Source organism: Terribacillus saccharophilus (assembly GCF_000725365.1).
Classification (GTDB): Bacteria; Bacillota; Bacilli; order Bacillales; family Amphibacillaceae; genus Terribacillus; species Terribacillus saccharophilus.
The window spans coordinates 2,567,553-2,580,320 of record NZ_CP008876.1; the positions used below are offsets into that span (position 1 = coordinate 2,567,553).

Below are 12,768 nucleotides of genomic sequence, written 5' to 3' on the forward strand. Positions count from 1 at the left end.
CTTGTCTTACGCGGGATTAGCAATCATACATAGGAGGAATACGGGATGAAATTTCGGAAACGGGCGTTAAAAGCAAGTGTCGTTTCACTGAGTGCAGCGTTGGTGCTGGGAAGCAGTCTGACAGTGGCTTCGGCAAACAATGAGGGTGGAAATGTGAAGCCGTACAAGGATACGTATGGCACGTCACAAATCACGCGTCAGGACATGAAGGAAATGATCGGGCAGCACGGGGACGAACGGTATACCGTTCCTAGCTTTGATGCTTCTTCTATTAAAAATATCAAGTCAGCTACAAAGATTGACGAAAATGGCAATGAGATCAAAATGGATGTATGGGACACATGGCCGCTTCAAAACCCGGACGGTACAGTGGCAGATTACAATGGATACCAAATTGTTTTTGGGCTAGCTGGTGATCCGAAAGATGCAAGTGACACATTCATCTACATGTTCTATAAAAAATCAGGCGATGATTCTGTTGATGCATGGAAAAATGCCGGTCGTGTATTTGATGATAATGATAAATTCAATGGCGATAAGATTCTGGCTGGTCAGCAAGAGGAATGGTCTGGTTCGGCTGCCTTCATTGATGGAGAAATCCGCTTGTTCTATACAAACCGCGGTGGCTTTGATGAAAGCCAAGGTATTTTCGGTAAACAAACATTGACGACAGCTCAGGTGAACGTGTCTGAGAAGGATACGAGCAGCTTGCAGGTTGACGGCGTAGAGGATTATAAGTCCATTTATGACGGCGGTAACGGGAAGACATATGAAAATGTGAATAAAGCCTTTGAAGATCGTAATTTCGCGAACAACCACACATTGCGTGATCCACATTACATCGAGGATAAAGGTAAGAAGTACTTAGTTTTCGAAGCTAATACGGGTACTGAATATGGCTACTCTGGCGAAGAATCTCTCTATAATCGTGCTTACTACGGCAATGGTATGAAGTTCTTCCGCAAAGAATTCAATCAGCTGCAGAACAGCGATAAGAAGTCTACAGCAGAGCTTGCTAACGGTGCGATCGGTATTGTGGAAATCAATGATGACTATACGTTGAAAAAAGAAATGAAGCCGCTTGTTGTTTCCAATACGGTGACAGATGAAATCGAGCGTCCGAACATCTTCAAAAAAGATGGCAAGTTCTACTTGTTCACAAGCACACGTGGTGCCAAAATGACAATCGATGGCATTGATGATGAAGACATCTATATGCTTGGATATGTATCTGGCAGCTTAACTGGTCCATATAAGCCGATGAACAAATCAGGTATTGTCCTTCATCAGGACTTGGATCCTAATGATCTCACTTGGACATATGCGCATTATGTGATTCCGCAAAAAGAAACAGATGACTTCGTCGTAACAAGCTACATGACGAACCGAGGTTTCTTCCAGGATCATAAATCTACATTCGCACCTTCATTCCTTCTGGATATCGATGGCAAACGCTCTTCCGTAGTTGAAGATGGTATCTTGGAGCAAGGTCAAATCACGTACGAAGAGGAATAAATCAGAATCAGAAAAGGAAATGTCAGCATCATGGCATTTCCTTTTCATTCATTTCTAAATAAAAGTGTGGTGACAGTGTGTTGAACAGATTTTCAAGAAAGAGGTGGACGATGCTTGGTGGGGTGATTTTGCTCGTTGTGGCAGTGATCGCAGTGTCTGTACTAATGAACGAGAAAAAGACAGAAAAACAAAATCCCGGGAAGGCACAAACTATCTCTTATCGTCCGGATTTCCATTTTAGTTCACCTGATAAGTGGAAAAATGATCCGCAGCAGCCGATTTATTATCAAGGTAAATACCACTATTATTATCTCTACAATAAAGACTACCCCGAAGGCAATGGTACTGAATGGCGGCACGCGACCTCGGAGGATCTGATCCATTGGGAAGATCATGGAGTTGCAATTCCAAAATATACGACAGAAAACGGTGATCCATGGACTGGATCTATCGTCCACGATAAGAATAATACAGCTGGGTTTGGTGAAGATGCACTTATTGCGATTGTGACACAGCCAACGGGAAAGTCAGGGCAGCAAGAACAGTATCTTTGGTACAGCACAGATGGAGGCAATACCTTTAAGCAGGAAAGTGAGGAACCAGTACTAGCAAACCCTGGTACAGAGGATTTTCGTGATCCCAAAGTAATATGGAATGAAGAAAAAAGTAATTGGATTATGCTTCTGGCGGAAGGAGATAAAATCGGATTTTATGAATCAGCTGATTTGAAAACCTGGACATTCACGGGGGATTTTCAGACAGATGGAATTGGTGTACTCGAATGTCCGGATCTATTCCAGCTGCGCGCACCGGATGGCGCAGTCAAATATGTGCTTGGCATGAGTGCGAATGGAGAGGGCAAAGGTGAACCGAAAACCTACGCATATTGGACTGGAGACTTTGATGGAACAACTTTTACACCGGATGAAGAAAATCCAAAATGGCTCGATTACGGATTTGACTGGTACGGCGGGGTTACATTTGAAGACGGTCTGTCAGAAGATGAGCATGTAAAGCGGTATGCGCTTGCTTGGATGAATAACTGGTCGTATGCCGATCAAACACCTTCGATGAAATATGATGGATTCAATGGTACAGACTCCATCGTCAGGGAAATTACGTTGCAGCAAGAAGGGGATGGTTATTATCTTGCTTCCCAGCCTATCGCTGAACTGGATCAGCTTTTTCAATCCGCTGACACAGTTGAGAATATAGAGCTGCAAAATGAAACGAAAGCCTTGGATATTTCGGCTGAAACATATCGATTGGATGCTGACATATCGTGGACTGAAAGCCCAAACGTCGGCTTACACCTGAGAGAATCGAAAGATCACTCCCGTCATTTGGATGTTGGCATCGCTGCAGCTGATGGATATTCCTATGTGAATAGAAGCCACATTTCTAATCCAGATCAAGAAGGAACTTATCAGGAAAGCAAGGCACCATTTGATACTGAAGAAAAGCAGGCACACCTTACAATTCTTGTAGATAAAACAAGTGTGGAGGTGTTCGTTGATGATGGAGAAGCCGTGCATAGTAATGTGGTATTTCCTCATCCGCAGGATCAAGCGATTAGCTTATTTGCTGAAGATGGCAGTGCTAAATTTGATAATATTTCTATAAAAAGATTGAGTGAAACACAATAATATTTTTGAAAAAGGCCTTTTAGAGGCCTTTTTCATATAGTGTGAATTTGCGTTTGTTAGTTGATTTTTCATGTGAGGTTATTTTACATCTTGTGTAAGCATTAATCTTCGAGTTATAATGATTATTGTTTATTAAATATTTGTGATAATGTATGGAAAGCAGTACATACTACAAATGATTTGTAAGAATCGTTACATAAGGGGGATTTACATGGCGTCAAATAAAAAAGATCTTCAACAGCAGCAGTCTTCTTCCAAAGGGAAATGGGGCGTCCTGCTAGGAGCGGCCTTCCTGATGGGTTCATCAGCAATTGGACCGGGATTCCTGACTCAAACAGCTGTTTTCACTGATCAATTATTAGCAAGCTTCGGCTTTGTTATTCTTATGAGCATCATTTTGGATGTTGGCGTACAGATGAATATATGGCGTATTATCGCTGTTTCCAGAATGCGCGGGCAGGATATCGCGAATAAGGTATTGCCTGGGCTCGGGTATTTCCTTGCTTTTGCAGTTGCATTAGGAGGTCTTGCATTTAATATTGGGAATGTCGGCGGTGCAGGACTTGGATTGAATGTTATTTTTGGAATGGACGCAAGAGTTGGTGCTATTATAACTGGTATTATTGCAATTGGTATTTTTCTTTCCAAAGAAGCGGGAGCTGCAATGGACCAAATTGCCCGTATTCTTGGTGTTGTAATGATTGTACTGACATTATTTGTAGCGTTCCAAAGCGACCCGCCTGTCGGAGAAGCAATAACGCGTACATTCGCACCGACACAGCTTGATGTGTTTGCTATTATCACGCTTGTAGGTGGTACAGTCGGTGGATATATCACGTTTGCTGGTGGTCACCGTTTATTGGATGCAGGTATTTCTGGGAAAGAGAATCTTCACTACGTAACGCGAAGCTCGATTACGGGTGTTTTGATTGCTTCGATTATGCGGATATTCCTGTTCCTAGCTGTCTTGGGTGTGGTAGTGACAGGTGTTAAGTTGGATGCGAATAATCCAGCAGCTACAGTGTTCCTTGAAGCTGCCGGAACGATTGGATATAAGATGTTCGGTCTTATTCTTTGGGCAGCCGGTATTACGTCTGTAATTGGTGCAGCATATACATCTGTTTCTTTCTTAAAAACACTATCTAAGTGGGTAGATAAGAATCAGAAGCTTGTAACTATTGGATTTATCATCATTTCAACGATTATAATGGTATTAGTCGGACAGCCAGCAACATTGCTTGTCGTTGCAGGTGCGGTTAATGGATTGATCTTGCCGATTGGTTTGGGTGTACTGCTTATTGCAGCTTATAAGAAATCGATCGTTGGGGATTATAAACACCCGCTATGGCTGACAATCTTTGGTGCGCTTGTGTTCATCGCAACTGCTTACTTGGCAATCGTCACATTGATTGATAAAGTGCCGCAGTTGTTCTAATTCGAGAAGGAGGTCCAAAAAATGAAGCTTACCTATCATCCGCTAGGAGATACGGGCATTCAGCTCGTTTTCGGACAGACGATCTCAGAGGAAACAAATCAGAAAATCCGGATTTTTACAGATCTGCTTAAGGCGGAGCAAATTGAAGGGATTGTGGAGTGGGTACCTGCTTATACAACGCTATCCATCTTCTATCGACCTGATAAGGTTCGCTATCAAGCACTGCTGGAAAAACTGGAGCGTCTATATGAAAATATCCAAAGAGGAGTGGCCGAGGCTGCTTCTCTTGTTTATGAAATTCCTACCTATTATGGAGGAGAGACAGGTCCTGATTTGAATTTCGTTGCAGATCATAATGGTCTGTCAGAAGAGGATGTCATCCGCATTCATTCGAGTCAGGATTATTTAATTTATATGATGGGATTTGTCCCGGGGTTCCCTTACCTTGGTGGCATGCCGGAGGAAATTGCGACACCGCGCCTGGAGGAACCTCGTTCAAAAATTGCAGCAGGTTCTGTAGGGATAGCTGGATCACAGACGGGTGTATATCCATTGGAAACTCCGGGTGGCTGGCAAATCATCGGTCAGACACCAGTGAAATTATACGATCCAGAACGTGAGCAGCCAATTTTATTGACTGCCGGTCATTATCTGCGGTTCGTTTCGGTCTCGAGAAAAGAATATGAGGACATTGCGGAAGCGGTCCGTCTTGGGGAATATAAGATTAACAGTAAGGAAAAGTAAGGAGGGGACTGGTATGAAGACAATTGATTTGAACAGCGATTTAGGCGAGAGCTTTGGTGCCTATACAATCGGTAATGATCACGAAGTATTAAAATACATATCATCCGCCAATATTGCATGTGGATTCCATGCGGGTGACCATAATGTTATGCTTGAAACAGTTAAAACTGCAGCGGAACTTGGTGTGGGAATCGGTGCTCATCCAGGATTCCCTGACTTAGCTGGGTTTGGAAGACGCGAAATGAAGCTGTCTCCGAAAGAAATCTATAACCTAGTTGTTTACCAGGTAGGAGCAATCCAAGGAGCAGCAAAGGCTTGCGGTACATATGTTCAGCATGTGAAGCCGCACGGAGCGCTATATAATATGGCATCGAAAGATTCTGCTATAGCAGAAGCCATAGCGACGGCGGTTTATGCAGTTGATCCGAAACTGGTACTGTTTGGTCTTGCTGGCAGTGAGCTTGTAAGAGCGGGAGAAAAAGCAGGTCTGAGTGTTGCGCAGGAGGTCTTTGCTGACAGGACATATCAGGCAGATGGAACGCTGACACCTCGTTCTCAAGCGAATGCTATGATTCACGATGTAACAGTTGCAGTTGATCGTGTCATTCGTATGATTCAAGAAGGTAAAGTAACTGCTGTTGATGGAACGGACATTGCTATTCAAGCAGATACAATTTGTGTGCATGGAGATGAACCGGAAGCACTACAATTCGTCCAACAGCTCCGTGAAAGACTTCAAGCAGAACAAATCACTATTCAGAATTTCGGAGTCGAACATCATGAGTAGAAAGCTATTTCAAGTGATAAAGCCCGGACTGCTGACAACTTTTCAGGATCTCGGCCGCACTGGCTATCAGGAATATGGAGTAGTTGTAGCGGGTGCGATGGATGACTTTTCGCTACAAATTGCCAATCTGCTTGTTGGGAATCGACGTGATGATGCAGGACTGGAAGTAACAATGATGGGACCTGTTCTCAAAGTATTAGAGGATAGCGTCATTGCTATAACTGGTGGCAATCTGTCGCCTAGAGTGAATGGTAAGCCTGCTCCGATGTGGAAAAGTTTCGAAGTGAAAGAGGGCCAGCTCGTTGAATTTGGTCAGCCGATGGAGGGAATCCGTTCTTATATCAGTGTAGCAGGCGGTTTTGATCTGCCGGTGGTTATGGGGAGCGGCTCTACATTTTTGAAGGCAAAAATTGGCGGTCTGAACGGACGCGCGCTTGAGAAGGAAGATATCTTGTATGGAAATGAGGATGTTCATGCAGTAACGGGGCGTTCCCTTCATTACGATGAAATTCCTAAGTACCAGAAGGAAGTCGCTGTAAGAGTCATCTTAGGACCGCATCAAGATGCTTTTACAGATGAGGCAATTAAAACCTTCTTATCATCCAACTATGAGATTACTCCGCAGTCAGACCGTATGGGTTTCCGTCTGAAGGGGCCGGAACTGACGCATAAAACTACTGCGGATATCATTTCGGAAGCCATTCCGCTTGGCGGAATTCAAGTGCCGGCAAATGGTCAGCCGATTATTCTGATGGCGGACAGGCAGACAACAGGGGGATATACAAGGATAGCGACAGTGATTTCCGCGGATATTTCCTTATTGGCGCAAGCTGCGCCGGGCGCTGTGGTTCGGTTTGAAGAAGTCGGAATGGATGAAGCGCAGGAGCTTTATTTAAAAAAACAAAAACTAATAAGTGTGCTTGAGAAGGTAATTCTGTAAGAGAAGAAGATGTTTGCGGGCATCTTCTTTTTTTGTGAAAGATAATGCGCAGCTTTGCTGACATCCTATCCATAGTTATCACATGACAGAAAAGGCATTTTCCTATGCTCAGAAAATAAAATAGCTATACAGAATGTATCAACTAATCTCTTTTTAATCCGATATATAAGTAATAATTGTATTTTAAGGAGAAAATAATGACAATTAAAATAGCCTGTTATGGCTCTTGTATCACTAGAGATAATTTCAACTCCAAATTGAATAAAAATTATAAAGAGAGGTATGCATGTGTAGCGACCTCTTTGCATGCATCTTTAATAAGTCTTTTCTCACAGGAATTCACATATGACGAGACTAAGATTGATTATATTGATGAACAAAATATGCATAATGAGGCTGACAAACTTAAGACTATAGAAGAATTAAACAAAAGTTTCTTTCATGATTTAAAAGTAAAACAGCCGGATTATCTGATTATGGACTTCTATACAGATGTCTTTTTAGGGGTGTTCTTCTTACAAGATCGTTTCCTTACAAACAATGGTTATATAAGCAAGACTTCATTCTTTAATGAACTGCCGGAAAAGTTCCATTTGAAGATTGAAAGAAGTCCATCTGACTATTTTGGTTTATTGTTGCCATCAATAGCTAAATTCATGGATTTTTTAAAAAAGGAAGTACCAAATTGCGAAGTGATCATTAATAAAGGGCGATTCAGCAATCGTTTGTTAGATTCAGAGGGAAAAGTTTCCTATCTGCCATCTTATCAACATTATAATGATATTTGGGATAAGCTTGATAACTATATGATTTCAAAGTACGACTTGAAATTTATAGAGCTGGATCATCAGAAGTATTATATTTCTCCGAAGCCAACTATCGGTTGGGATGTATTCCAATTGCATTATTATGATAATTATTATCATGATTTCCTAGAAGAATTGAATACAGTTACTCTGATTGGTAAAAATGCAGAGGTTAATTGAGGTTTACTATATTTGTCTGTAAAGAAAATTATATCAATCAAGAAATAAGCGTGCGGCTGACCACAGCTGCACGCTTATTTTTATTAATTAATTTCGAATTAAATAATCAAATGCACCAAGCGATGCTGTCGCACCAGAACCCATAGAAACAATGATTTGTTTATATGCTGTATCTGCACAGTCTCCTGCAGCAAACAAGCCTGGGACATTCGTTTGGCCGTGTTTGTCGACGATGATTTCACCCATTGGAGTGCGCTCAACGACGTCAGCAAGAAATTCTGTATTCGGTACAAGACCGATTTGGACGAAGACACCTTGCAAGGCAATGTGTTTTTCTTCGTTTGTATCGCGTTCTACGTAGGTGATACCGTTGACGTTATCGTCACCAGTAATCTCTGTTGTTTGCGCATTTGTAATGATCGTTACATTCGGCAGGCTGTAAGCACGCTTTTGCAATACTTCGTCTGCTTTCAATGTATCGGCAAATTCAAGAACAGTAACATGGTTTACGATACCAGCCAAATCAATGGCAGCTTCAATACCGGAGTTACCGCCGCCGATGACAGCGACGTCTTTTCCTTCGAATAGCGGGCCGTCACAGTGTGCGCAGTAGGCAACACCTTTATTCTTGTATTCTTGTTCTCCAGGAACGTTGATGTTGCGCCAACGTGCACCTGTAGAGATGATGACGCTCTTACTTTTTAGTGTTGCGCCGTTTTCCAGCTCAAGCTCAAATAAATCGTTTTTCGCGATTTTCGTTGCTTTCTGCAGGTTCATTACATCGATGTTGTATTCTTTCACATGCTCTTCCAGGCTTGCAACAAGCTTCGGACCTTCTGTCTCCTTGACGGTGATGAAGTTCTCGATGCTCATCGTATCCAATACCTGACCGCCAAAACGTTCCGCTACGATACCAGTGCGGATTCCTTTGCGGGCAGCATAGATAGCAGCGCTGGAGCCAGCTGGACCGCCGCCGACAACAAGAACGTCATATGGATCTTTGTTGTCGAACTCGGATGCGTCAGCACTAGAGCCCATTTTCGCTAGCATTTCTTCAAGAGTCATACGGCCGCTGCCGAAGTTCTCGCCGTTCAAATAAACAGTCGGAACTGCCATGATGTTCTTGCTTTCCACTTCTTCCTTGAAGGCTGCACCATCAATCATCGTGCTTGTGATGTTCGGATTTAGTACGCTCATCACGTTCAATGCTTGTACGACATCCGGGCAGTTATGACAAGTCAGGCTGATATAAGCCTCAAAGTGGAATTCACCTTTGATGTTCTTGATCTGGTTGATCAGCTTCTCATCAACCTTCGGTGCACGACCGCTTACCTGCAAGAGAGCAAGTACGAGCGAAGTGAACTCATGTCCAAGCGGGATACCAGCAAAAGCAATGCCTGTATCTTCGCCAACACGGTTCACGGTGAAGCTCGGGGTACGTGTAAGTTCTGCTTTTTCGACTGTGATCTTAGACGACATGTCTGCAAGCTCTTCTACGAGAGAAAGCATTTCCTTAGAAACGTCGTCTGCACCTGCGCTCACTTTAAGAACGATAGGGTTCTCCATAAGCGCCATGTATTGGTTTAATTGAGCTTTTATGTTTGCATCAAGTACCATATTTAACGCACTCCTTAGATTTTACCTACAAGATCCAAGCTAGGTGTTAGTGTTTCAGATCCTTCTTCCCATTTCGCCGGGCAAACTTCACCTGGATTTTGGCGCACGTATTGTGCTGCTTTGATTTTGTTAACAAGTGTGCTAGCGTCACGGCCGATTCCGTCTGCATTAATTTCAACAGTTTGGATCACGCCATCTGGATCGATGATGAATGTACCGCGGTCAGCAAGACCAGACTCTTCGTTAAGCACATCGAATTGACGAGAAATTGCTTGAGATGGGTCACCAATCATTGCATAAGTGATTTTGCCGATTTTTTCAGAGCTGTCATGCCAGCCTTTATGTACGAAGTGTGTATCTGTAGAAACGGAATATACCTCTACACCAAGATCTTTCAGTGTGCTGTATTGTCCTTGAAGGTCTTCTAGCTCAGTTGGGCATACAAAGCTGAAATCTGCAGGGTAGAAGCAGACTACACTCCACTGACCTTTGAAATTAGCTTCTGTAACTTCGATGAATTCACCGTTTTTGTAAGCTTGCGCTGTAAATGCTTGTACTTCTTTGCCGATAAGTGACATAAATAAATAGCCTCCCAAAATAAATTAATAACTAGAAACTTAGAATTACTTAGACATAATCATTCTAAATTTATATTTATTAGTAAGAGTAGAATACTAAAAGAGTTGTGTCAAGGGATTATGTGAAGGCTGTCACAATGGAAATGGCGTAATCACGCCGTTTCTCCGCTATTAGTAGAAATGGTTAAATTTATGTGACATTAATCTGATATAAGAGTTTTGTGTAGCTCATAGATGTTGTGCTTTTGTCAGTTGGACCTCTCTTTTGAGAAGATGAGAATGAATATCTGGTAAATATTGTTTCTAAAGATATTATTCATTGATATATAACTTCCCCCTTCATTAGCCGATAAAGAAAGTAACAAGTTGTTAGCAACTTAGTACATTAGGGGGAATACTATGAAACGCATCCTAGAGAAGAGCAGAGTACGGCTTACTATTAGAAATAAGCTTATCTTTTCCTTCATCATCATTCTGCTTATACCTAGCATTCTGATTGGTTTCTTGGCGTATCAGAGTGCAAAGAAAGAGCTATCAGCTCAATTGATCGGAAGTGCATCAAGTAACGTGGATGTACTGAACAGTATGATAGACGATACAATTCAACCAAAGATACATGATATAGAGTTCTTTTCCAGTCAGATTAATTCTGAGCTATATGACGGAAACGAAGAAGGATTGATGATACAGTCCCCGGATTTGGAGCTTGCAGATGATTATGATCCGCGTGAACGGCCTTGGTATCAGCAGGCGAAAGAGAAAGCTGGCCAAGTAGTCATAACTGAACCATATGTTTCTTCCTCAACCAATACCTTAGTAGTAACTATTGCACGGACAACCGAAGATAACAGTGGTGTCATTGGCATGGATATTACATTAGGTAATTTGGAAGAGACATCTAAGAAGATACACATTGGTAAAGAAGGATATACTTCTATTCTTGATCAGACAAAGCATATTATCGTCCATCCGACAGAAGAAAAAGGTTCTGAAGCTACTGCTGATTATCTTGTCCGGCAATTTGAAGAAGAAAATGGAAAATATCGATTCGAACAAGGTGCTGACACACAGGAGCTTGTCTATACGACGAATAAACTAACAGGCTGGAAGGTTGCAGGTGTAATGTCTGCTTCTGAGATAGATGAGGCGGCAGCACCAATTCTATACACGATGCTAATTGTATTAGCGGCAGCACTCATTGCTGGAGGGTTCCTTGTCTTTGGTGTTGTCCGTTCTATCATTAAACCGTTAAACAAGCTGAAGCAGACTGCTGTACAAGTAAGTGGCGGCGATTTGCGTGAGCGTATAGAAATATATTCCAAGGATGAACTAGCTGAAGTTGGAGAGGCATTCAATACAATGACAGATAACCTGAGCAGTTTGATTAAGCAGATCGATACTGATTCTGGTCAGCTGGCAGCATTGTCAGAGGAGTTGCTCGCAAGCTCAGAGCAGACAACCTCTGCAACCGAGCACGTGACGACAACATTGCAAGAGGTAGCAGAAGGATCAGACTCGCAGCGGATACATGTCGAACAGAATGCGCAGGCGATTGGTGAGATTGCAATCGGCATGGACCGTGTAGCGAACAGTTTGTCTACGGTGTCGGATTCGACGAAACAGGCAGCTAGCTTAGCAGCGGACGGAGAGTTTTCCGTCAATCAGACAGTCGAACAGATGAAACATATCTATGCGTCTGTGAATGAATCGAATGCTAGAATGCAGGAGCTTGAGACAAGTTCTAAGAAAATAGGGAGCATAACAGATGTAATAGTCGGTATTGCTGATCAGACGAATTTGCTGGCGCTAAATGCAGCAATAGAAGCTGCGCGTGCAGGTGAGCAGGGCAAAGGCTTTGCTGTAGTTGCAGATGAAGTTCGGAAGCTCGCTGAAGAATCACAGCGCTCGGCAATGCAAATCACAGATCTTATTCAGCATATCCAGTCCGATACAGTGCAGTCTGTCAAAGTGATGGCACAGACTGCACGATACGTAGAAACAGGACTGCAGGCAACCGATGAAACAACGACAAAGTTCAGCCAAATTAAAGACAGCATATTTACGATATCCCCGCAGATAGAGGATATCTCCTCTATCACTGAACAAATAGCAGCAAGCGTTCAGGAAATGACTGCTAGTGCAGAGGAGCTTGCAGCAATTGCAAAAGAGAATGCAGCAGCATCAGAGACTATGGCAAGTACGACAGAAGAGCAGCTAGCTTCTATGGAAGAAATAACAGCATCAGCAAATGCCTTGTCTAATTTGGCCGAGGAATTACAGGAATTACTGACGAAGTTCAAATTATAAATCGAGAAGCGGCCCGAAAAGGGGTCGCTTTTTTTTATAGAAAAAGATAGTGCGACACTTAGAAGAAGTATTTAACGATATTAAGATAAGTGTTTTCGATTCTAAAATATGTTTATTAGACACTAACTACGGTAATTAATGGGTGGGTAAATATAACTGGAATAAATAGAGGTGAGATTTAATGAGTAATTTATACTAATGAAAATATTATCC

10 protein-coding genes are annotated in these 12,768 nt (G+C 42.5%); 8 read left to right on the top strand and 2 right to left on the bottom strand.

The annotated features are described in order from the left end of the window. Window positions 1–45 precede the first annotated feature (45 nt). The 7 genes from GZ22_RS12965 (at window position 46) to GZ22_RS12995 (ending at window position 8,053) form a co-directional block, all read left to right on the top strand. Window positions 46–1,515, top strand: a complete 1,470-nt coding sequence (locus GZ22_RS12965; protein ID WP_038563260.1) for a glycoside hydrolase family 68 protein — start codon at window positions 46–48, stop codon at window positions 1,513–1,515. 110 nt (window positions 1,516–1,625) lie between these two features. Next, window positions 1,626–3,161, top strand: coding sequence for a glycoside hydrolase family 32 protein (locus GZ22_RS12970; protein ID WP_038563263.1), 1,536 nt, complete (start codon window positions 1,626–1,628; stop codon window positions 3,159–3,161). Window positions 3,162–3,372: 211 nt separating this feature from the next. Continuing rightward, on the top strand, window positions 3,373–4,596 hold the full coding sequence (locus tag GZ22_RS12975; protein WP_038563266.1) for an NRAMP family divalent metal transporter: 1,224 nt from the start codon (window positions 3,373–3,375) through the stop codon (window positions 4,594–4,596). Window positions 4,597–4,617: 21 nt separating this feature from the next. Continuing rightward, entirely contained in the window at window positions 4,618–5,340 is a 723-nt protein-coding gene (pxpB, locus tag GZ22_RS12980) for a 5-oxoprolinase subunit PxpB (RefSeq protein ID WP_038563269.1), read from the top strand. 13 nt (window positions 5,341–5,353) lie between these two features. Beyond that, entirely contained in the window at window positions 5,354–6,127 is a 774-nt protein-coding gene (locus GZ22_RS12985) for a LamB/YcsF family protein (protein ID WP_038563271.1), read from the top strand. Beyond that, window positions 6,120–7,067 carry a 5-oxoprolinase subunit C family protein gene (locus GZ22_RS12990; protein ID WP_038563274.1) on the top strand — a complete coding sequence of 316 codons (948 nt, stop codon included), beginning with the start codon at window positions 6,120–6,122 and terminating at the stop codon, window positions 7,065–7,067. The genes GZ22_RS12985 and GZ22_RS12990 overlap by 8 nt, the downstream gene beginning before the upstream one ends. A gap of 197 nt (window positions 7,068–7,264) precedes the next feature. Then, on the top strand, window positions 7,265–8,053 hold the full coding sequence (locus tag GZ22_RS12995) for a DUF6270 domain-containing protein (RefSeq protein WP_038563277.1): 789 nt from the start codon (window positions 7,265–7,267) through the stop codon (window positions 8,051–8,053). Between the two features lie 87 nt (window positions 8,054–8,140). On the opposite strand, the gene ahpF is transcribed toward GZ22_RS12995, so the two are convergent. Then, complete coding sequence (ahpF, locus tag GZ22_RS13000) at window positions 8,141–9,670, bottom strand: alkyl hydroperoxide reductase subunit F (protein WP_038563280.1); 1,530 nt, start codon at window positions 9,668–9,670, stop codon at window positions 8,141–8,143. Window positions 9,671–9,684: 14 nt separating this feature from the next. Then, complete coding sequence (ahpC, locus tag GZ22_RS13005; RefSeq protein ID WP_038563282.1) at window positions 9,685–10,248, bottom strand: alkyl hydroperoxide reductase subunit C; 564 nt, start codon at window positions 10,246–10,248, stop codon at window positions 9,685–9,687. Window positions 10,249–10,647: 399 nt separating this feature from the next. Here ahpC and GZ22_RS13010 point away from each other — a divergent pair, with 399 nt between their 5' ends. Next, window positions 10,648–12,555: a methyl-accepting chemotaxis protein gene (locus GZ22_RS13010; protein ID WP_038563285.1), complete on the top strand. Its 1,908-nt coding sequence runs from the start codon at window positions 10,648–10,650 to the stop codon at window positions 12,553–12,555. The last annotated feature ends 213 nt before the right edge of the window (window positions 12,556–12,768 follow it).

Bases quoted from the DNA above. Each gene is read 5' to 3' on its own strand.
- GZ22_RS12965 (WP_038563260.1), top strand. From the start codon at position 46: ATGAAATTTCGGAAACGGGCGTTAAAAGCAAGTGTCGTTTCACTGAGT.
- GZ22_RS12970 (WP_038563263.1), top strand. From the start codon at position 1,626: ATGCTTGGTGGGGTGATTTTGCTCGTTGTGGCAGTGATCGCAGTGTCT.
- GZ22_RS12975 (WP_038563266.1), top strand. From the start codon at position 3,373: ATGGCGTCAAATAAAAAAGATCTTCAACAGCAGCAGTCTTCTTCCAAA.
- pxpB (WP_038563269.1), top strand. From the start codon at position 4,618: ATGAAGCTTACCTATCATCCGCTAGGAGATACGGGCATTCAGCTCGTT.
- GZ22_RS12985 (WP_038563271.1), top strand. From the start codon at position 5,354: ATGAAGACAATTGATTTGAACAGCGATTTAGGCGAGAGCTTTGGTGCC.
- GZ22_RS12990 (WP_038563274.1), top strand. From the start codon at position 6,120: ATGAGTAGAAAGCTATTTCAAGTGATAAAGCCCGGACTGCTGACAACT.
- GZ22_RS12995 (WP_038563277.1), top strand. From the start codon at position 7,265: ATGACAATTAAAATAGCCTGTTATGGCTCTTGTATCACTAGAGATAAT.
- ahpF (WP_038563280.1), bottom strand. From the start codon at position 9,670: ATGGTACTTGATGCAAACATAAAAGCTCAATTAAACCAATACATGGCG.
- ahpC (WP_038563282.1), bottom strand. From the start codon at position 10,248: ATGTCACTTATCGGCAAAGAAGTACAAGCATTTACAGCGCAAGCTTAC.
- GZ22_RS13010 (WP_038563285.1), top strand. From the start codon at position 10,648: ATGAAACGCATCCTAGAGAAGAGCAGAGTACGGCTTACTATTAGAAAT.